Annotated in this window: 22 protein-coding genes; 16 read left to right on the forward strand and 6 right to left on the reverse strand. The window is 67.3% G+C overall.

Annotated features, from left to right (window positions below; genetic code table 11):
* Window positions 1-68 precede the first annotated feature (68 nt).
* Window positions 69-1091 carry a hypothetical protein gene (locus ACFVUS_RS10945; RefSeq protein WP_387763816.1) on the forward strand — a complete coding sequence of 341 codons (1023 nt, stop codon included), beginning with the start codon at window positions 69-71 and terminating at the stop codon, window positions 1089-1091.
* Window positions 1092-1332: 241 nt separating this feature from the next.
* Window positions 1333-2370 (forward strand): YbhN family protein, encoded by a 1038-nt coding sequence (locus tag ACFVUS_RS10950; RefSeq protein ID WP_387763819.1) that lies wholly within the window; start codon window positions 1333-1335, stop codon window positions 2368-2370.
* Between the two features lie 41 nt (window positions 2371-2411).
* Here the strand turns inward: ACFVUS_RS10950 and ACFVUS_RS10955 are convergent, their stop codons facing one another.
* Both ACFVUS_RS10955 and ACFVUS_RS10960 read right to left on the reverse strand, forming a co-directional pair.
* Entirely contained in the window at window positions 2412-2681 is a 270-nt protein-coding gene (locus tag ACFVUS_RS10955) for a hypothetical protein (protein WP_387763822.1), read from the reverse strand.
* Between the two features lie 123 nt (window positions 2682-2804).
* Window positions 2805-3779 (reverse strand): oxidoreductase, encoded by a 975-nt coding sequence (locus tag ACFVUS_RS10960; protein WP_387763825.1) that lies wholly within the window; start codon window positions 3777-3779, stop codon window positions 2805-2807.
* Window positions 3780-3897: 118 nt separating this feature from the next.
* On the opposite strand from ACFVUS_RS10960, the gene ACFVUS_RS10965 reads away from it, so the two are divergent.
* Both ACFVUS_RS10965 and ACFVUS_RS10970 read left to right on the forward strand, forming a co-directional pair.
* Window positions 3898-4341 carry a phage holin family protein gene (locus ACFVUS_RS10965; protein WP_387763828.1) on the forward strand — a complete coding sequence of 148 codons (444 nt, stop codon included), beginning with the start codon at window positions 3898-3900 and terminating at the stop codon, window positions 4339-4341.
* A 1-nt stretch (window position 4342) separates the two neighbouring features.
* Window positions 4343-4936, forward strand: a complete 594-nt coding sequence (locus ACFVUS_RS10970) for an SRPBCC family protein (protein ID WP_387763831.1) — start codon at window positions 4343-4345, stop codon at window positions 4934-4936.
* Here the strand turns inward: ACFVUS_RS10970 and ACFVUS_RS10975 are convergent.
* Complete coding sequence (locus ACFVUS_RS10975; RefSeq protein WP_387763834.1) at window positions 4933-5736, reverse strand: SDR family NAD(P)-dependent oxidoreductase; 804 nt, start codon at window positions 5734-5736, stop codon at window positions 4933-4935. The genes ACFVUS_RS10970 and ACFVUS_RS10975 overlap by 4 nt on opposite strands.
* 102 nt (window positions 5737-5838) lie before the next feature.
* Here ACFVUS_RS10975 and ACFVUS_RS10980 point away from each other — a divergent pair, with 102 nt between their 5' ends.
* Window positions 5839-6819: an SDR family NAD(P)-dependent oxidoreductase gene (locus tag ACFVUS_RS10980; RefSeq protein ID WP_387763837.1), complete on the forward strand. Its 981-nt coding sequence runs from the start codon at window positions 5839-5841 to the stop codon at window positions 6817-6819.
* Between the two features lie 3 nt (window positions 6820-6822).
* On the forward strand, window positions 6823-6945 hold the full coding sequence (locus ACFVUS_RS10985) for a hypothetical protein (RefSeq protein ID WP_364631335.1): 123 nt from the start codon (window positions 6823-6825) through the stop codon (window positions 6943-6945).
* A gap of 28 nt (window positions 6946-6973) precedes the next feature.
* Here ACFVUS_RS10985 and ACFVUS_RS10990 read toward each other — a convergent pair whose 3' ends face one another.
* Together ACFVUS_RS10990 and ACFVUS_RS10995 are read right to left on the reverse strand one after the other, a co-directional pair.
* Window positions 6974-8311, reverse strand: a complete 1338-nt coding sequence (locus ACFVUS_RS10990) for an ABC1 kinase family protein (RefSeq protein WP_387763840.1) — start codon at window positions 8309-8311, stop codon at window positions 6974-6976.
* A 100-nt stretch (window positions 8312-8411) separates the two neighbouring features.
* Window positions 8412-9188: a GntR family transcriptional regulator gene (locus ACFVUS_RS10995; RefSeq protein ID WP_387763843.1), complete on the reverse strand. Its 777-nt coding sequence runs from the start codon at window positions 9186-9188 to the stop codon at window positions 8412-8414.
* Between the two features lie 116 nt (window positions 9189-9304).
* Between ACFVUS_RS10995 and ACFVUS_RS11000 the strand changes: the two genes are divergently transcribed.
* The 10 genes from ACFVUS_RS11000 (at window position 9305) to ACFVUS_RS11045 (ending at window position 19247) form a co-directional block, all read left to right on the forward strand.
* Window positions 9305-10753 (forward strand): ABC1 kinase family protein, encoded by a 1449-nt coding sequence (locus ACFVUS_RS11000; protein WP_387763845.1) that lies wholly within the window; start codon window positions 9305-9307, stop codon window positions 10751-10753.
* A gap of 120 nt (window positions 10754-10873) precedes the next feature.
* Window positions 10874-12040, forward strand: a complete 1167-nt coding sequence (locus ACFVUS_RS11005; RefSeq protein WP_387763848.1) for a TDT family transporter — start codon at window positions 10874-10876, stop codon at window positions 12038-12040.
* Window positions 12041-12140: 100 nt separating this feature from the next.
* A complete protein-coding gene (locus ACFVUS_RS11010) occupies window positions 12141-12716 on the forward strand; it encodes an RNA polymerase sigma factor (protein ID WP_387765493.1) in 576 nt (191 codons plus the stop codon).
* Window positions 12713-13405, forward strand: coding sequence for a ubiquinol-cytochrome c reductase iron-sulfur subunit (locus tag ACFVUS_RS11015; protein ID WP_387763851.1), 693 nt, complete (start codon window positions 12713-12715; stop codon window positions 13403-13405). Before ACFVUS_RS11010 ends, ACFVUS_RS11015 begins: the two co-directional genes overlap by 4 nt.
* A gap of 224 nt (window positions 13406-13629) precedes the next feature.
* A complete protein-coding gene (locus ACFVUS_RS11020) occupies window positions 13630-13965 on the forward strand; it encodes a cupredoxin family copper-binding protein (RefSeq protein WP_387765495.1) in 336 nt (111 codons plus the stop codon).
* 20 nt (window positions 13966-13985) lie between these two features.
* Window positions 13986-14888, forward strand: a complete 903-nt coding sequence (locus tag ACFVUS_RS11025) for a metallophosphoesterase family protein (RefSeq protein WP_387765497.1) — start codon at window positions 13986-13988, stop codon at window positions 14886-14888.
* Window positions 14889-15000: 112 nt separating this feature from the next.
* Window positions 15001-16221, forward strand: a complete 1221-nt coding sequence (locus ACFVUS_RS11030; RefSeq protein ID WP_387763854.1) for an Ig-like domain-containing protein — start codon at window positions 15001-15003, stop codon at window positions 16219-16221.
* Window positions 16222-16364: 143 nt separating this feature from the next.
* The gene (locus tag ACFVUS_RS11035; RefSeq protein ID WP_387763856.1) at window positions 16365-17351 is read left to right on the forward strand and encodes a nitrilase-related carbon-nitrogen hydrolase; all 987 of its coding nucleotides are present in this window, start codon (window positions 16365-16367) and stop codon (window positions 17349-17351) included.
* Window positions 17352-17507: 156 nt separating this feature from the next.
* A complete protein-coding gene (locus ACFVUS_RS11040) occupies window positions 17508-18140 on the forward strand; it encodes a TetR/AcrR family transcriptional regulator (RefSeq protein ID WP_387763859.1) in 633 nt (210 codons plus the stop codon).
* Between the two features lie 93 nt (window positions 18141-18233).
* Window positions 18234-19247 carry an NADP-dependent oxidoreductase gene (locus ACFVUS_RS11045; protein WP_387763862.1) on the forward strand — a complete coding sequence of 338 codons (1014 nt, stop codon included), beginning with the start codon at window positions 18234-18236 and terminating at the stop codon, window positions 19245-19247.
* An 18-nt stretch (window positions 19248-19265) separates the two neighbouring features.
* On the opposite strand, the gene ACFVUS_RS11050 is transcribed toward ACFVUS_RS11045, so the two are convergent.
* The gene (locus ACFVUS_RS11050; RefSeq protein WP_387763865.1) at window positions 19266-19919 is read right to left on the reverse strand and encodes a hypothetical protein; all 654 of its coding nucleotides are present in this window, start codon (window positions 19917-19919) and stop codon (window positions 19266-19268) included.
* Window positions 19920-19967 lie beyond the last annotated feature (48 nt).

A 19967-nucleotide genomic window follows, 5' to 3' on the forward strand; every position in this document is an offset into this window, starting at 1 on the left:
ACCGTCTGAGACAATCCCTTTCGACAGCGCACGAGACCGCCGCACACGGGCGGGAATGGGGATACGCAATGGCACAGGACACCGCGGAACTACTGCTCGACGCAGCGGTCGCCTACATACTCGATCAGATCAGCGGCGAAAGTCTGGTGGCGCATTCGGATTCGATTCTGCGCGACGCCTTCGAGGTCGCCGAGACCATGAAGGTCGGCGAGGTACTCGAGCGCGCGTCGGTGCAGCAGACCGCGCTCTCGATCATCGAACTGCTCAACAGCAGTGCGCTGAACCGGAATCTGTTCGAGGCGCTGGCGGACGCCATCTACGAATTGGCGGCAAATGACCAATTCCGCCTCGGCGATGTCGTCGATCGCGACGGCGTGGCCCGGCTGGTCGCCACCGTGCTCGGCATGCACACCATGTTCGAGCGCGGTCTGGACCGCTTCGCACAGAGCCCGCTGGTCGGCACCGTCGCCGCCACCTTCGTCAATCGCATCGTCTCCGGCGCGGCCGATGCGGCGCGCAGCCGGGCGGAGAAGATACCGGTGGTGAAATCGGCGCTATCCCTTGGTGATCGGACCGTCGGACGGGTGCTCAGCGCGGGTGACAAGGCCTTCGGCGAGCGACTCGGCGAGGCGGGCGCGGCGGCGGCGCAGTACGCGGTCAAGCGCACCAATCACGCCATCCTGACGGTCGTCAAGGAGACCCCGCTGACCGATGCCGCCATGGAGGTCTACGACCTGTTCGCCAATGAACCGGTCAGCGATCTGCGGGAATTCATCGAACTGGAGGAGTTGCGCGCTCTGATCGGCGCGATATTCGACCTGGTCACCACGGTCAAGAATCACGACTATCTGGCCGAACTGGTCGGCGATGCCACCGATATCCTGCTGAATCACTACGGCGATTACACGGTCGCCGGACTCTGGCAGGAAGTGGGGCTGACGCCGGAATTGCTGCGCGATGAATTCGTCCGCTACGCACCGCCCATTATCGACCTGGCCAAAGCCGATGGCGTACTGGCCGGATTGGTGCGGCAGCGCGTGGAACCCTTCTTCCGATCCGCGGTCGTCACCGAAATCCTCGCCGGTGCTTGAGATTTGATTGCGTATTGTCTCAGACACGTTTAGTCTGAACGCGACCCATGATCATTCGATGCGTACCCCACCGAATGGTCACCGGTGTCCCGGGAGCGACCCGCTACGATCTGCACTGTCCGGCAGTGCCCACTCATGTGCCGGATTGCGGGTCGCTCCCTGCTCCGGCGCGTTAATGTCGAGCATCGGATCTGCGATTCACAGCACGATTACGGCATCAGCGACATCACGAGGAGAGCCGATGGCTCTGGCCATTCCCGCAACCGCGAGAAAGGCGCTCCCGACCGTGATCTGCACGGTGGTGGTCGCCGCAGCCGCGCTCTGGCAGCACGAGACGGTCGCCGCGGGTATGCGCGCGCTGCTCGCCGCCGATCCGCGCTGGCTCGCCCTGGCGCTGGTGGCCACGCTCGGACTCTGGCCCACCTCGGTGTGGATGCTGCGCGGTTCGATTCCCGCACAACCCTCTTCGGCACGGCTTTTCGCATTGCAACTCGCGGTGCCCGCCATCGGCTTGATTCCGGCGGCATCACTGCTCATCCGGCTGCGCTTCCTGCGCCGCGAGGGCTTGAGTCACAGCGCCGCCGTGGCATCGATGACCCTGTTCGGTTTCGCCGCACTGGTGGTGCGCATACCGCTGGTGATCGTGGCGATTCTGGCCACCCCCGGCCTGATCGACCGCACCAACGGGCAGCCGCCCTGGCACGATCTGGGCGCGCGCACCGCCGCCTGGTGGCACGGTGCGACCGGAAACGCCTGGCACACAGCGCTGATCGTGGGCATCGCGGTACTCGGCCTCGGGGTGGTCGGCGCGGGTGCGACGATCACGCTGCGGCGCTGGCTGACCGGCCGGGGTGGCTGGCACGGCCTGCTGCACCGCGCCCGCACCGGGCGCACCGATGCCGAATTCGCCTGGAAATCCGTGGCCGCCACCGCCCTGCGCCCGCGCCGGGCGGCGCTGCTGTGGCTCTGCGCACTGGCCCAGCCGCTGCTCATGGTGGTCGCGCTGTGGGCGGTGCTGCACGCGGTGGGCGCGAATCTCAGCTTCGCCGACACCTTCGTGGTGCAGCTGGTGACGGTCGCGCTCGCGCCGCTACTGCCCTCCCCCAGCGGCGTCGCCGCCAAGGAGGTGACCCTGGCTGCGGGGCTGACCGCCATCGCGGGCCTGACCGGCGGGGTCGCGGTCGGCGCGGCGCTGGGCTTCCGACTGCTGACCTTCTGGTTCCAAATCCCGCTGGGCCTGGGTTCTTTCGCCTATCTCAATCACCGCCGCGCCATCTGAGCACGGCGGTCCGGACTCCCCGAAGTCCGGAACTCACCACATCAGAGCGCGGTGCACTCGATGGTCGAGAACTTCGCCACACCGCGCCACGAAGTCTGCGCCTGACCCTTGGCCGCCCGCACACCCTGACGCGCGCTGACGGTCACCGTCGGCAATTGCGCACCCGCGTAGTCCTGACCGGTGCACGAATAGTTGTACGCCACACCGGGTCCGTGCGGACTCGCCTGCGCGGGGGCGGCCCCGACCACGGCGAACACCGGCGCCACCGCCATTACCGCGACGGGCACACCCATCCACAGCCTCGAGCTCACAAGCATCTCCTCACGCATTTCGGGGTAAGCCGGTAAACAGCAGCCGAATTCTCGCACGCCGGGATGGACCGCGCCGGGTGGTCGAATGATCTCGTGGCGGCGGCCCAATCCGGCGTTATGCGATCAGGCGGGCCAGTCGTAGGTGATCCCGGTGAGCTTCTCGCTCAATCGCCAGAGCGCGCGGGCCTGGGTTCGGCTGTAGGCGAGCGGATTCCGCAGCGTGCGGCGCGGATAGCCGAACGTCTCCAGACCGGGACCGAGGTAGGCGTTACCGGGCAGGTCCGGCATGGTGGCGGCATAGAGCTGGGGCAGCGCGCCCATGCGGTCCGGCTGCGCCATCGCGACCAGGGCCTGCTGCTGGAGTGCGGCGAGCCGAGCGGACGCGCCCTTCTCCGTGCCGGAATCGTAGAGATTGGTCGCGGACAGACCCGGGTGCGCGGCCACGGCGGTCAGCGTGGTGCCGGCGGCGCGCCGGTCCAGCTCCGCGGTGAAGAGCAGATTGGCCAGTTTGGATTGGCTGTACGCGAGCCAGCGAACATATATGACACGCCAATTGGGGTCCGGCCAATTGATGACCCCGCCCCAGGCCGCGATGGAGGAGACGGTCACCACGCGCGGCGCGGGCGCGCGCAGCAGTGCCGGGAGCAACAATCCGGTGAGCGCGTAGTGACCCAGATGATTGGTGCCGAACTGCGCGTCGAAACCCTCGGCGGTGCGCACATTGCGGGGCAGCGCCATCACCCCGGCATTGTTCACCAGGATGTCGATGGCATTCTCGCGCACATCGAGATGATCCGCGGCCCGGCGGATCGAGGTCAGATCGGCCAGATCCAGCGGCAGCACTTCGGGTTTCGGGCCCGTCGCGGCGGCGGCCACCGATTCCAGCGCGGTGGCGGCCTTGAGCTCATTGCGGCAGGCCATGATCACCTGCGCGCCCTTGGCGGCGAGCGCTTCGGCGGTGCGCAGGCCGAGGCCGCTGTTCGCGCCGGTGACCACCGCGGTCTTACCGGAAAGGTCGGGAATATCGTCCGCGGTCCAGGGTCGAGGTAGTAGCGGCAGTCGCGCCGTGGTCGTCCGGGCCGAGAGCACTTTGGCCATTCCGTTCACCCTCCTGGGGAGATTTGCCGTCTGAGACAATCTAGCCGACCGTGTTAGGATGCGACAGTTCGGGCGGCCGGCGGCCGCCGATGAGGATGCTGATCCGAGGGGGCCGCAGATGGCGGGCGACCAAACCAGTTACCGCACAGCGATCGCAGCGCGACCGAGTGAGCCCGAGCGGATCCTGCGGCTGCTGCTCGCCGAATTCACCGCCTGGGCCGGGCCCACACTGTATCGCGCCGGGAAGTTCGTGCTCGCCGAGTTGGTTCGGGGCGTAATCGCTTTGGCCGCACTGTGTTTCGCCGTCATCGCGGCTGCATACGGCACCGTCTACTTCTTCCGGTTCCTGACCGAACTGCTGGCGCGGTGGATGCCGCACTGGGCGGCACTGCTCACCACCTCGAGCCTGATGCTGATCCCGGCCGGTATCGCCGCGCTGTTCGGGCTCTGGCAGATCTATCGGATGCGCAGTGTGCGCGCCACCGCCGCGGCCGCCGCGCGGGCGGGCGACGCGGTCCGGGGCTTCGCCCGGGCGAACGGCAACGGCGCCAAGGGGTTCTGACGTGGTCACCATCATCATCGTGCTGATCGTGCTCGTGGTGCTCGGCGCGATCGGTGCGGGCATCACCGCACTGCTGCTGCGCAGGTGGACCGTGGCCGTGCTGGCCGGGCGAGGTTTCGAGACCAGCCCGCTCACCTCGGCGCAGATCGACGAATACCTCGACGACAAAGGCACTTTCACGGTGACCGCCACCCGCGAGTTCGCCGTACCGCCCGCCAAGCTGTGGGATGCCTTGCAGCTCAACGGAACCTTCTCCTGGCTGCCGCTGGTCAACGGCGTGCGCTATCACGACGAGTACCGGCGCGAAGGCGCGCTGCGCACCATCGACTGCACGCTCTTCGCCGTGCGGGAGCGGGTGGTGATCATGACCCCCGGGCAGCGACTCACGGTGAGCGGCACCGGAATATCGGTGCCCATCGCCGTCAAGTCCTGCGCCGAGGACTACCGGCTCACCGCGACCGCCACCGGTACGGAACTGGCCTGGACCATCGCCTTCCGGCCGCGCATCGGCTCCTTCCTGCCGCTGCGCTGGGCCGCGCCCTTCGTGCGGCCCTTCACCACCTTCGCGCTGCGGGGGCTGGCGTCACGTCTCTAGGGCTCCAGCTTGCGCGCCAGATAGTCGTCGACGCGGGCGAGCACCGCGCGGCGGGTGAACCGGGAGCGCAACCCGGTCAGCCTGTCCCGCTTGGCGATTCGCGCGGCCAGGCGCGCACCGCCGGGCGAGACCCGGCTGCCCAGATATTGCGCCCGCGCCTCGAACGGCGTGGGCACCACGGCGGGATTGCGGCCCGCCACCCGGACGATGGTGCGCGCGATATCCTCGGTCGGCTCCGGGGCCGGACAGACAGCGGTCACCCCCACACCGGTGCCCGCGAACTCCAATCGCAATCCCTCGGTGAGCATTTGGGCCGCCGCGCGGGTGGCGCAGTACGGTGCGCTGAGCGGAATCGGGGTGAAGGCCGCCACCGAGGTGACATTGATGATGCGCCCGCCGCGCCCGGAGTCCACCATCTGCCTGCCGAAGTGGGTGCAGCCGTGCACCAGCCCCCAGAGGTTCACCCCGAGCAGCCGCTCCCAATCCTCGAGCGTGTGCTCCAGAAACGGCCCGGCCGTGGTGTATCCGGCATTGTTGACCAGTACCCGGGGCGTGCCGAATTCGGTCTGCACATCCTCGGCGAAGGATTCCATGGCGATGGCGTCGGCCACATCGACCGCGTACGGCGTCGCGTCACCGCCGAACGCCTCGATGGATTCCACGGTCCGCACCGCGCATGCCTTATCGGCATCGGCGACGACGACCATGGCCTTCTTGCGCGCGAAGCGTTGCGCCACCGCGCGTCCGATGCCGCTGCCCGCACCGGTGATCACCACAATCTGGTGCTCGAAGCCTGTCATGTGTGGTCCCCTGATTCCGCGGCTGCGGCGCTGCGTTCAGATTCATTTACTGTCCCAGACAGTGTACACTTCAACTCTCCAGCGCAGGAGCGGGACCAGCAGATGAAAACCTTCCAGCCACGGCTCGCCGTGGTGACCGGCGCGGGCAGCGGTATCGGCCGCGGCACCGCCAAGGCCCTTGCCGATCGCGGGGCCACCGTAATCGTCGCCGATATCAATTTCGCCACCGCGAAAGATACAGCGGCGCTGATCCATTCCCACGGCGGGCAAGCCCTGCCCTATGCCCTCGACGTGGCCGATCCGGTCTCCATGGAGGGGCTGGCCGACTACGTGCGCGCCGCGCACGGCGTACCCGATGTGGTGGTCAACAATGCCGGAATAGTGGTCGGCGGACCATTCTTCGACATCCGACCGGCCGACCTGCAACGAATCGTGGATGTGAATCTGACCGCCGTCGTGCAGGGGTGCCGGCTCTTCGGCGCCCAGATGGCCGAGCGCGGCACCGGTGGGCAATTGGTGAACGTCTCCTCGGTCGCGGCCTTCGCGGCCATGCGGCTGGGCACGCCCTACGCCTTCACCGCCGCCGGGGTGAAGCATCTGAGCGAAACGCTTCGAGTTGAAATGGCACCGCTCGGTATTGGAGTCACCGTGGTGTGCCCCGGACTGATCGCCACCAATCTGGCCGCCACCGCCTCGCTGGCCACCCTGAGCACCGAACAGGTCGCCATCACCCGGCAGATCGTGGTGAAGGGCATGACCCTGCTCGGCATGCATCCGGACAAGGCCGGGCGCAAGATCGTCGAGGCAGCCGCCGCGAATCGCGCCATGCTGCCACTTCGCCTGGAATCACGGCTGATTCACCTGTTCACCCGCGCCTTCCCCAACTTCACCCGGGCACTCATGCGGGTGGGCACCGGACCCGAGGTGGAGCGCGCGGTGCGCTTCGTCATCGACCATCCGGGCTTCGTCGGCATCGCCCGCGAGGCGGCCGAACTCATGCCGCAGCGACCGGGTCTGCAAACCTATTGGGAACCACCGGAATACGATGATCCGCCACCACCGCCCATTCCATTGAGGAGATGAAGCATGGAAGAACGCCCGTCCACCCCGGCCGAACCGCCCACCCGCAGAAATCTGGTGATCGTCGTCGCCATGGCGCTCACCGTGATCGCCGCGCTGGTCACGGTGAGCGCGCTGGTCGGAGCCTGAGCCCGAGTCGGGCCGATTCGCCCTCGGCTCAGGCCGCTTCGCCCTCGGCGACATAGCCCGGCAGCCAGCGTTCGACCAGTCCGAGATACGGACCCTCGGCATCGAGTTGGGCGCAGACGGCGATGATGCCGCCCAGCACCCGGCCGAGCATGACCAGATCCGGCAATTCGGGCGGAGTGCGCACGGCCATGGTGTTGTTCATCGATATGTTCCGCATATCCATGGCGCGCAACATGTGTCCCTGCAACAGCTCCCTGGTGATGCGCAGGCGATCACCCTGGAATTCGGCGACCACCGGGGCCACCACACGCAGGATCGGATCGGCGTCCAGATGATGTCCCGGGCGTACGAAACCGTTGGTGTGCAATGCCGCCAGCAGTGCGTCGTAGTCTTCGGCGACGGCCAAGCGGGCCAGTTCGCCCACCACCGGCGGCAGACCGTCCGGCAGCGCGATGGTCGCGCCGAAATCGAGAATGCCCAGCCGCCCGTCCGCGAGCAGTTGATAGTTGCCCGGATGCGGATCGCAGTGCAGGTGACCGACGAGTTTCGGTGAGCTCAAACCGAATTCGACCAGCAGCTGACCGGCGCGATCACGCTGCGCCGGGGTGCCCTCGGCGATGACCTCGGACAGTGGAATGGCATCCATCCACTCGGTGATCATGACCTTCGGCGAGCTGGCGATCACGCGCGGTACGAAGAAGTTCGGATCCTCGGCATAGGCCTTGGCGAAACGACGCTGATGATCGGCCTCGATGCGGTAGTCCAGCTCATCCTCGGTGCGCGCGACGAATTCCTCGATCAGCGCCTTCACGTCCACGCCCGGCATGAAGACGCCGAAGGTGCCCGAAAGCATTTGCAGCAGTTTCAAATCGGACATTAGCGCGACATCCGCGCCCGGGTACTGGATCTTCACCGCCACGGTGCGGCCGTCCCGCCAGACGGCGCGGTGCACCTGCCCGATACTGGCCGCGGCCACCGGGGTGTCCTCGAACGAGGTGAAGCGCTCGCGCCAGCGGGTGCCCAATTGTTCGTCCAGCATGCGGTGCGCCTGGGCCGTCGGCATGGGCGGCGCCTGATTCTGCAGGCGCGCCAGCGCCTCTCGATACCGGTCCGCGAACCGGGCGGGTACCGCGGCCTCCGCGACACTGAGCGCCTGGCCCAGTTTCATCGCACCGCCCTTGAGCTCCCCCAGGACCCGGAACACCTCATCGGCGGCCTTCTCGATCAGCGCGTCGTCGATGGCGCCGCGATCCGCTCCGGTCATGATCGCCTTACCGGTCGCGGTCATGCGCCGCGCCACGATGCCCATCGGCAGTGCCGCGATCTTGGCCGATCGTGCCAGACCGGTTCTTCTCTTGCCCGCCATCGGGTGCCTCGATTCGTATCGCCGTTACCCGCGTGCGCGAGTGGGATAGCACTGTGCCCCCGGGGCACGAATCGAAGATTAGATTGTCTCAGACGGTTGGTCAAACAGCGTGCCGCGCACCACTTTCGGCGCTCTCGGCATCCAGGCCGACCAGTTCGTCGAAATGCGCCACCACCTTCTCGTGGAACATCGCGAACAGATCCTCGAACAGCGCCAGCTGCGCCTCGGACGGGCCGCTGCCGGACTCCCACACCGCCAGCAGCGCGCGCCACACCAGCACGTGCAGATCCGGTGAGGCCGCGAAGTACGCCTGCACCGCCGCCGGCACCTCGAACAGCATCTCGCCCACCGAATTCAGCACGGCGCGTTGCATACTGTGGCCGAGTTCGGTGAGAAGTGCCCTGATCAGGCCGATCTCGATCGCCAGCATGCGAACCGCGTCGGGATCGTCGGCGCGCGCCTCGATTTCGAGCTCATCGATCGCCGCGCGCAGCACGCTCGGATCCAGACCGCTCTCGGCCTCGGTGTAATCGAGCAACGCCTCGAGCACGATGACCCGTTCGGTGGCGACGATATTGCGGAAGATATCGGCCGCCAACTCCGGTTCGTGCATGGAGAGCCGGAACAGACGACGATAAACGTCCAGGCCACCGGTGTGCCGCACATCCCGCACGGTGAAACCGCGACCCCGATGCGCGTCCACGAAACCGTAGGACTCCAGCCTGCCGAGCACCAATTGCGCGGTGGCGCGGTTCATTTCGAACTCATCGGCGACCTGGCGGACCGAAGGCATGAGATCACCGGGTGCGTACACCCCCGTGGCGACCCGGCGAGCGAGTTCGTCGGCGACATCGGCGACGACCGTCTGGGCACCCATCCTGTCACCTTTCGACAACTATCGGATACGTCCCAGACAGTTTATGCTCCTATGTGCCAAACTGCACGTGCGCGCACCTGAACAGTCGCGCGCCGCGCACACAATGAGGTGAGCATATGACGGAGCGGCGAACCAGCAGTCGTTCAAGGGGTACCGGCGGCACGCCGCCGGTTCGGACCGCGGTTCGCAATGCCAAAATCGCGTCGCTGCCCATCGCCTACGCCGGTCGCCAAGCGGCCGGGGTCGCCAAGCGCGCCCGCGGCAGATCCGCCGCCGAGGTCAATCAGGAAATCCAATTGCGCACGGCCCAGCACATTTTCGAGGTGCTGGGCGAGCTGAAGGGCTGCGCCACCAAACTCGGACAGCTGCTCGCGCTGTACGAGCTGGCGCTGCCACCGGAACTGGCCGAACCGTATCGGACCGCGCTGGCGCAACTGCACGATTCCGCGCCCGCCATGCTGCCCGTGACCGTGCACGCCGCCATGGCGGACGAGCTGGGCGAGAGCTGGCGCTGGAACTTCCTGGAATTCGATGACCGGCGCGCCGCCGGGGCCTCGATCGGGCAGGTGCATCGCGCGGTGTGGCGGGACGGCCGCCAGGTCGCGGTGAAGGTCATGTACCCGGGCGCGCATCAGGCGGTGCTCGGGGATCTGGAACAGCTGCGGCGACTGTCCATCCTGGCCACCGTGTTCGCACCGGGAGCCGATGTGCCCGCGGTGACCGAGGCCATCTGCACCAGCGTGGCGGGCGAACTCGACTACGCGGCCGAGGCCGAACATCAGCGGATATTCGCCGAGGTCTTCGCCGACGACCCGGATATCGTTGTGCCCAAGGTGATTACCCAGCGCGGCAATGTGGTGGTCAGCGAATGGCTGCACGGTACACCGGTCACCCGGATCATCGAATCCGGTGCGCCCGAGGAGCGCAGCCGGGTCGGCATGCTGATCCTGCGATTCCTACTCTCGTCCTGGGTGCGCACCGGACTGCTGTACTGCGATCCGCATCCCGGGAATTTCCGGGTGCTGCCGGACGGGCGGCTCGGCGTGGTCGATTTCGGGGCGTGCGTGTCGTGGCCGCAGGACGGGTTCACCGAATTGGTCGGCGAGCTGGTCGATTCGGCGTTGAACGGCACCATCGCCGATCTGGACGTCGCGCTGCGGCGGCACGGCTTCGTGGAGCCGAACCGGGCCTACGATGTGGCGGCCATCGCCGAGGGCATCGCGGTGGTCAGCGAACCGCTGGCGGAGAGCACCTTCCGGTTCACCACCGAATGGCTGCGGCATCGGGTGCGGCATGTGATGGATCCGCGGCTGAGCAACGCGCATCGGCAGATGACCATCCCGGCGTATGTGACGCCGTTCGCGCGGGCGCTGCTCACGGCCATGGGCGTGCTCGCGCAGCTGGAGGCCGAGGGGCCGGTGCGGGCGGAGTTCGCCCGCTGGTCGCCCGAGCTCGCCACGGCGTTCGAGCGCTTCGACAATCACCGCGCCCAGCCGACGGATCTGGGTCTGGTCCGGCAGCTGCGCGCCAATCCGCCGACGCGGCGGTTCTCCGTCGTCAGCTGAACACGCCACTCGATCGCACACGGGCATAGAACCGGCCGTGGGGTGGGCATAGAACCGTTCTATGCATCCATCGGAATGCGGGCGGTACCGGGGAGTTTGCCGCTGGCCGATGCTGAATGCATGACCACACTGACCTTCCGCCCCAGTTCCGACACCACGTCAGCTGTTGCGAAGGCGTCCGCTCCGGCGCGCACCGCCGTCGAGCGCGCGGTCGGCCGCGAACCCGGTGACGCGCTGCGCGCGCTGGCCCCCAACTGGTTCGCGGTGGTGATGGGCACCGGCATCATCGCCAATGCCGCCGCCACCCTCCCCCTGCAATTCCCGGGTCTGCGCGGCGTCGCCACCCTCGTCTGGGCGGTGGCCGCCGGACTGCTTGCCGTGCTGTCGATCGCCTGGATCGCGCACTGGCGACGCCACCCCGAGATCGCCCGATCGCACGGCGCGAACCCCGTCATGATGCAGTTCTACGGCGCTCCTCCCATGGCCCTGATGACCATCGGCCTGGGCACCCTGCTGCTCGGCAGCGATGTGATCGGCATGTCCGCCGCGGTCACCATCGACTGGGTGCTGTGGAGCGCGGGCACCGTATTGGGTCTGATCTCCGCCTGCGCCATCCCCTTTCGCATGATCACCCGGCACAGCTTCGACGGCGACGCCGCGTTCGGCGGCTGGCTCATGCCCGTGGTGCCCCCGATGGTCTCCGCCGCCGCGGGCGCGCTGCTCATCCCCCATCTCCCCGCGGGCCAGCCCCGCATGACCCTGCTGTTCGCCTGCCTGGCCATGTTCGGCCTGAGCCTGATGGCCGCCTTCCTCACCATCACCATGATCTGGTCCCGGCTGCTGCACCACGGTCTTCCCGCCGCGGGCATGGTCGCCACCGTCTGGCTGGTGCTCGGACCCCTGGGCCAATCCGTCACCGCCGCAGGCCAACTCGCCACCGTCGCGCCCACCGCCCTGCCCGCCCGCGAGGCTGCCGGACTCGATGTCTTCGCCCTGCTGTTCGGCGTGCCCACCTGGGGCTTCGCCATGCTGTGGCTGGGCCTGGCCATCGCGGTCACCTGGCACGCCCGAAAGTCCATGTCCTTCAACATGACCTGGTGGGGCTTCACCTTCCCCCTGGGCACCTGCGTCACCGGCAGCACCGTCCTGTACGCCCACACCGGCGCGACCCTGTTCGCCGTGGTCGCGGTGGCCCTGTTCGCACTCCTGGTGGCCGCCTGGGCCGTGGTGGCCGCCCGCACCGTGCACGACTCGCTGTACGGCAACCTGCTGCGCCCCGCCCGCTGAGGCCGAATCCCGGGAATCGGGTGCCGCTGTAACCCGCGACGCTATCTACTGGAAGGCGTGGTTATGCGTCGTTGGCGGAGCCTGGGAGTGGCTGTTCATGATGCGGCGGACGACTGCTGGACGCGATCGGGGGGTCGAGGGTGCGGGGAGTGCGCCCGGCCGGGGGTTGCGGCTCGTGGACGGTGAGCACTATTCGGGATGGGAAGCCCTCTACCGGGACAATGTGGGGTGGGTGTACTCGCTGATGTTCGGGAAGGTCGGGAACCGGCCCGATGCGGAGGATCTGACGGCCGAGGTGTTCAGTACCGCGCTCAAACCATTGCGGATCGAGGCGTCGGTGCCCGAGGTGCGTGCCTATCTGCGGGCGACCGCCCGAACCGTGCTGGCCGGATATTGGAAGGCTCGGATGGGGCGGGAGATCACCACCATCGATATCGACATCGTGGATGATCCACCGCAGCAGACCGGTACCGACGGACGCGCGGAGGCGCAGGCGCGCAAGGTGCTCGAACGGCTGCCGGACAACTATCGGCGGATTCTGGAATTGCGATTTCTACAGGGGCTGTCGGTGCGGGATGCGGCGAATGATCTCGGGGTGACGGTGGCGAATGCGAAAGTGTTGCAGCATCGGGCTTTACAGCTGGCTGCGCGGTTGGACGAGGGAGGTGCGCGATGAGCGGGCGGGATGTGCGGCGGTACATGGAGGAGTTGCTGGCCGGGCGGGCGCCCCGGGGATTCCGGCCCGATGACGAGGAAGCCGAGCAGATGCGGGCGGCCATCGAGTTGCGGGCCGCGCGGCACGGGAGCGATACCCCGAGCGAGGATTTCCTGGCGAGCCTGCAACGCCGGTTGGCGGCGGAAATCGATGGGGAGGAACAGGATTCGCCGCCCGAGACCGGGACGCGGCGGCGACAGGTGTTGATCGGCACCTCGGCGGCAGCCGCGGCGGCCGCCGTGGGAGCCGCAGGGGCCGTGGTGGATCGGACCCTGCTGCACCCCGCGGAGCCGGAACAGCCCGCGGCACAGACGACCCTGGAACCCAATAACGGGTCGTGGCGGCCGATCGCGGCGGGCGCGGACCTGCCCGAGGGTGGCACCATCGCCTTCGATATCGGGACGGTGAGCGGATTCGTGCGGCGTGCCAACGGAATTCCGGTCGCGGTATCGGGGGTGTGCACGCATCAGGGCTGCAAACTGTGGCTGGACGCCCCGGCCGACCGGTTGCGCTGCCCCTGTCATTCCACCTCGTTCTCCACCGACGGCGTGGTGCTCACCCATCAGCTGAAGATCGCCCCGGCACCGCTGCCGCACCTTCAGGTTCGCGAAAACAACGGCGCGATAGAGATTTTCGGGCCGACCGTGTAACCCGCCGCCCTATCTGTAGGTGACAGATCCCGCACCCGCGGGTGATGGATCCGATAGGGAGGCCCGGACTCATGAGACTTATCCGCAGCCGTCGGCGCACGGCCCTGGCCGTCGCCGCCGTCGCGACCGCGCTCACGCTGAGCGCATGCGGCGGCGGAGGCGACAAGGCCACGGACAATCCCTCTCCCACACCGGTTTTCGCTTCCGGCACCGATACTCCCGGGATGGTGCCGGGTGGCAGCGGACCGGCCATGCCCGGCATGCAGGGCACGTCCAGCACGGCAACGGCGCCGGCGGATGCGAAGGCCGGTCCGAACGCCGTCACCATCGATAATTTCGCCTTCGCCCCGGCCACCCTGACCGTTCCGGTCGGCACCACGGTCACCTGGACCAACCGCGATGAGGAACCGCACAATGTGGCGGCGAGCGACGGCGGCTTCCATTCGCCGAATCTCGGTGCGGGAGCGAGGTATACCTTCACCTTCACCAAGGCGGGCAGCTTCGCCTACATCTGCGCGATCCACCCGTTCATGCACGCGACGGTGGTGGTGACGCCGTGACCGAGGACGATCCCCAGGGCATGACCCGCCGCCAATTGCTGCGGCACAGCGCCTGGTTCGGTTCGGCGGTGGGCCTGGCGGTGGTGGGCGGTGAGGTGGTCTCGCATATCGCGGGCACCGCGCAGGCCGCCACCGGACGACCCACGCTGCGCTTCGCCCAGCTCAGTGACAGCCATATCGGTTTCACCGGCACCGCCAACGGCAATGTCACCGAAACCTTCAATGAGGCCATCGGACAGGTGAATTCGCTCGGGTACACCCCGGACTTCGTGATCCACACCGGCGATCTCACCCACCTGGCGACACCCGAACAGTTCGATCAGGTGCATCAGATGCTGGGCGGGCTGAGCACCCCGCACGTATTCACCGTTCCCGGCGAACACGATTCGAGCGATGACGGCGGGCAGCGGTATCGCGACACCTTCGGGCGGGGCACCCGGGGCGACGGCTGGTACAGCTTCGATATCGCGGGCGTGCACGTGATCGGCCTGGTCAACACCCTGAACCTGCAAGCCCTTGGGCATCTCGGCGTCGATCAGCTGGAGTTCGTTCGCAAGGATGTCGCCGGATTGTCCAGTGACACACCGATCATCGTGTTCAGCCACATTCCGCTGTTCGCCATGTATCCCCAATGGGGCTGGGGCACAGACGATGCCACCCAGGCCCTGAGCTATCTGCGCCGGTTCAGCTCGGTCACCTGTCTGAACGGTCATGTGCACCAGCTGTTCACCAAGACCGAAGGCAACATCACCTTCTACAGCGGCACCACCACCGCCTATCCGCTGCCCAAACCCGGCGACGGTCCCGCCCCGAAACCGGTGACGCTGCCCGCGGGCAAGCTGCACGACGCCCTCGGAATCAGAGAGGTCACCTATCAAAAAGGGCAGCAGATGCTGGCGATCAAGGACCAAACGCTGAAGTGAGGTAACAAGTCGATGACTTTGTGCCGTTCCGCGTCTCGCCGGGGCGCTGCGGAACGAATGCAAACGCAAGATGGTCTACTAGGCTGAGCAGTAACAAGATGGAGGGAGTCCCATGCCACTCCACCGTTTTCGATCTTCCGCCGCCACCGGCATATTGGCGGTTCTGATCGTGGTGATAGCAGCATGTTCGTCGGCTTCCACACCCAATGGCACGCCCGGGCCGGATTCGCCCGTGACACAGGCCATCACGCTCAGTCCCGCGGAGGGTGCGGGCAATGTGGATCCGTCCGCACCCGTCGAGGTCAGCACATCGCGCGGCGTGCTGACCGCGGTCACCCTGACCAATGACGAAGGCCGGACCATCGACGGCACCTTCACGCCCGATCAGACGGCGTGGAAGCCGAACGTCCAGCTCGGCTACGGGCGGACCTACACGCTGAAGGCCGAGGGTATGACCGTCACCGGTGCGACCGGGCCGGTGACCTCGACCTTCACCACCATTCAGCCCGCGAATCAGACGAAGGTGTATCTGAACACCACCGGCGGGGAGGCGCTCGCCGAGGGCGGCACCTATGGCGTCGGCACCGTCATAGTCGCGCATTTCGACGAGGACATCACCGATCGCGCGGCGGCGCAGAAGCGGCTGATCGTCACCACGACCCCGAAGGTCGACGGGGTCTGGTACTGGATGGACAACCGCAACGCGCACTGGCGGCCCAAGGACTACTACGCGCCCGGCACCAAGATCAGCGTGGCCGCGAATATCTATGGTGTACAGGTGGGACCGGGACTGTTCGGACAGGAAGACAGCAGGGTCAACTTCGTCATCGGGGCCGCGCACGTCTCCATCGCCGATGACAACACCCATATGGTCGATGTGTTCGAGAACGGCAATCTGATCCGCTCCATGCCCACCTCCATGGGTCGCGGCGGCAGCGAGACCATCGCCGGGCGCACCATCACCTTCTGGACCCAGCCTGGCGTCTACACCGTCATGGACAAGGCCAATCCGGTGATCATGGACTCCTCCACCTACGGTCTGCCGATCAATTCCCGGCTCGGCTACAAGGAGGCCATCGGCTGGGCCACCCGGATCAGCACCGACGGCATCTACCTGCACGCCCTGGACTCCACCATCTGGGCGCAGGGCAGTCAGGACGTCTCGCACGGCTGTCTCAACCTCAGCTCCGACAACGCGCGCTGGTTCTTCGACTACGCGCTCCCGGGCGATGTGGTGGAAGTACGCAATACCGGCGGCGCACCCCTCGAGGTCTGGCAGAACGGCGACTGGGGCATGCCCTGGGACGAATGGGTCGCGGGCAGCGCCAAGTAGCCGGGACCGTCCACTCCCGCACGAATAGACGTTCTCAACTCTGATCCGCTGAGTCGATATTCAGTTTTTACACGCATTATGCGTATTTCAGCGCTTCTACCGGCACACTTGACTGACTGAGTTTTCAGTTGGAGACTGGCCGCATGAGTCAGAGCGATTTCGTCCTCAGCACCGCCCTCACCCCGCCGCCGTCGTATGCCCGGATGAGCGATACCGATCGCGCGCCGCTGCGCGTCGGGTTGGTACAGCATCGATGGCTGGCCGATCCGGACGAATTGCGCGCTCAGTTGAGCGCGGGCATCGGGCTCGCGGCGGCGCAGGGCGCTCGCGCGGTCTTCCTGCCCGAACTCACGCTCTCGCGCTATCCCGCCGATGTGCCCGCGGCCGAGAATCCGGGCGCGACCGCGGAGGAACTGCTGACCGGGCCCACCTTCACCTTCGCCGCGGCGGCCGCCCGCGAGCACGGCGTACTGGTGCACGCTTCGCTGTACGAGCGCGCCGACGGCGCCGACGGCCTCGGCTTCAACACCGCGATTCTGGTCTCCCCCGAGGGCGAATTGCTCGGGCGCACAAGGAAACTGCATATCCCGATCAGCGCCGGATACTACGAGGACACCTACTTCCGGCAGGGACCGCCCGCGGGCGATCCGCATCCGGTGTACCGGCCCGCCGCCCTCGACGGCGCGGCGCTGGGCCTGCCGACCTGCTGGGATCAGTGGTTCCCGGAACTGGCGCGCAACTATTCGCTCGGCGGTGCGGAAATCCTGGTGTACCCGACCGCCATCGGCTCCGAACCGTCCATGCCCAGCTTCGACACCCAGCCCATCTGGCAGCACGTGATCGTCGGCAACGGCATCACCGCGGGCACATTCATGGTGGTGCCCAATCGATTCGGCGATGAGGGCGGCGTGAACTTCTACGGCTCGTCCTTCATCTCCGACCCGTACGGGCGGATTCTGGTGCAGGCCCCGCGCGATGCCGCCGCGGTCCTGGTCGCCGATCTGGACCTGGCCCAGTGCGCCGACTGGCTGGACCTGTTCCCCTTCCTGACCACCCGCCGCCCGGACACCTACACCCGGCTCACCGCCCCGGTCGACACCGGTCGGCCGTACGGCGTGGTCGCGTCCTGACCGACCGTGCCCGCGGAAACCGCTTCGCGGACAAGCCCGTAAGCCGCGAGCGTGGAACCGCGACCGCGGGGGTAATGAACAGTGGGAGCCCGGGACGGCGGCCGGCCCGGGCTCGGGGCTAGCATGGCCGCACATTCGAAGGGTGAGGTTGAGACGGTGAAGGACAGCAGCGGGCCGAACCGCCGGGAGGCGATCCTGCAGGCAAGCGCCACCGCTATCGCCTCGCGCGGCGTGCGCGGCCTGCGGGTCAGCGATGTGGCCGAGGTGGCCGGGGTTTCACCCGGACTGCTCTATTACCACTTCAAGGATCGGGACGGCCTGCTCGCGGCGGCGCTCACCTACATCAATGACCGCGCCCGCTCCTATCGCACGGCCGCGGGTGCGGGTGATTCCGCGCGGGAGCGGCTCATACACCAGATCCTCGACGAGATCCAGGATCGGGCCGAGGTTCGCGAGAACTCCTTGGCCTGGAACGAGTTACGCGCCTGCGCCGTCTACGAGGAGGCCCTGCGCGAACCGCTCACCCGCACCTCACGCCGCTGGAGCGGCGAGATCGCCGACACCATCCGGGTCGCCCAGGCGCTCGGCGAAATCTCCGGCGCACTCGATGCCGACCACCTCGGCGGTATCGCCACCGCACTCACCGAGGGTCTGTCCTCCCGCTGGCTCTCCGGTGAGATCGATACCGACGAGGCTCGCGCGCAACTGCGCCGGGCACTGGAAGCCCTTCTCCCGCAGCCGCTCCCACAGAGCCGCGGACGCAGGGGCGCGGCGACCACCCGCCGCTGACGAGGCCCGGTGACCGGGACACCTACCTGAATCGGCGGTGATCGGGGTGTGGGTGTTTCAGAATGGGGCGTCGTCCATCGAAAGGTCCTGCCGATGAAGAGCACCCGTATCGTGCTGGCTTCCCGTCCGACGGGGATGCCGCAGCCGGAGAACTTCCGCACCGAGACGGTGGAATTGGAGCCGCCCGCACCGGGACAGGCGCTGTTGCAGACGCTGTACCTGTCACTCGATCCGTATATGCGCGGGCGCATGAGCGACGCGCCGTCGTACGCACCGCCGGTCGAGGTCGGCGAAACCATGTGCGGGGCAACGGTTTCCCGGGTCGTCGAATCGAGCGATCCGGCCTTGCTGCCCGGCGACGTGGTGCTGGGCTACGGCGGGTGGCAGACGCATTCGATCGAGTACACGCAGTACCTGCGCAAGCTCGATCCGGCCGCCGCACCGCTCACCACCGCGCTCGGCGTGCTCGGAATGCCGGGCTTCACCGCCTATTCCGGCCTGCTCACCATCGGACAGCCCAAGCCAGGCGAGACCGTGGTGGTGGCCGCCGCCACCGGTCCGGTCGGCGCGACGGTCGGGCAGATCGCCAAGATAAAGGGCGCTCGCGCGGTCGGCATCGCGGGCGGACCGCGCAAGGTCGCGCTGCTGCGGGAGAAGTTCGGCTTCGACGCCGCCATCGACCACCGCGCACCGGATTTCGCCGAACAGCTGGCCGCCGCCACCCCCGACGGCATCGACGTCTACTTCGAGAATGTCGGCGGTGCGGTCTTCGACGCGGTGCTGCCGCGGCTGAACAAGTTCGCGCGCATCCCCGTATGCGGCCTGATCGCCTCGTACAACGACACCGAACTGCCGCCGGGCCCGGATCGCATGGGCCAGCTCATGGGGCACATACTGCGCAAGAGCCTGTCCCTGCGCGGCTTCATCCAGACCGAATTCCTGCATCAATTCGACGAGTTCTACCCCGATGCCACCGGCTGGCTCGCCGACGGGCGGCTCACCTACCTCGAGGATGTGGTGGACGGCCTGGACAACGCGGTCGCCGCGTTCCAGGGACTGCTCACCGGGAAGAACCTCGGCAAGCTGAGCATCAAGGTCGCGGATTAGGCCGCGCCGGAACCGATTTCACCGCATGGCGGTGATGTAGGGCCGCAGGCCGAGCGTAATGTCCACGCATGCCCCGAGCAGGACATCACGCTCGGTGGGGTCGGGGGCGCGTTGCAGTAGCAGCCTGGTCCCCAGAATCGGTGTGGGCAGCGGCTGTCCGGCCCGATCCCACCAGATGTAGGTGTCGTACAGATCGTTCGCGATCCGGCCCAGCGTCCAGCCGCCGGCGGTGCGCACCACATCGAGGCGGCCGAACTCCTCGCCCATGCGGTCGAGAATCCGCAGCCGGAACAACTCTGGCGATTTCGGCTCGTCCGCGGGGACGAAATGCAGCAGCGTCCCGGCGGTCGAACCCACGGCCGTCGAGGTGTCCGCGCGGTTGATGGTGCCGATGGCGCTGCCGTCCGCGCGGCTCAGCACGGTCGGCGCGGCCTCCCTGGACTGCACCCAGACGACCGAACCGTCGGCGTAGGTGATGCGATGCTTGCCGGTACCGCCGTTCTTGAAACCGAAGAGCATGGCCATCTTGCCGCCGAAACCGTCACCTGCCCCCTGCACGCCGTCGGCCAGCGGATCCCCCGGCCCGGACTGGAACGTGACCTGCAGGGCATTGGACAGTTTGTGGACGACCCGACCTTCGATCATCATCGAGCCGCCCCGCGGGGCTGACATCCGTCGATGGTAGGCCCGGATATCGGCGGGCAGACCCGAATTCGCAGT

This window comes from Nocardia sp. NPDC058058 (genome assembly GCF_042885355.1).
Classification (GTDB): Bacteria; Actinomycetota; Actinomycetes; order Mycobacteriales; family Mycobacteriaceae; genus Nocardia.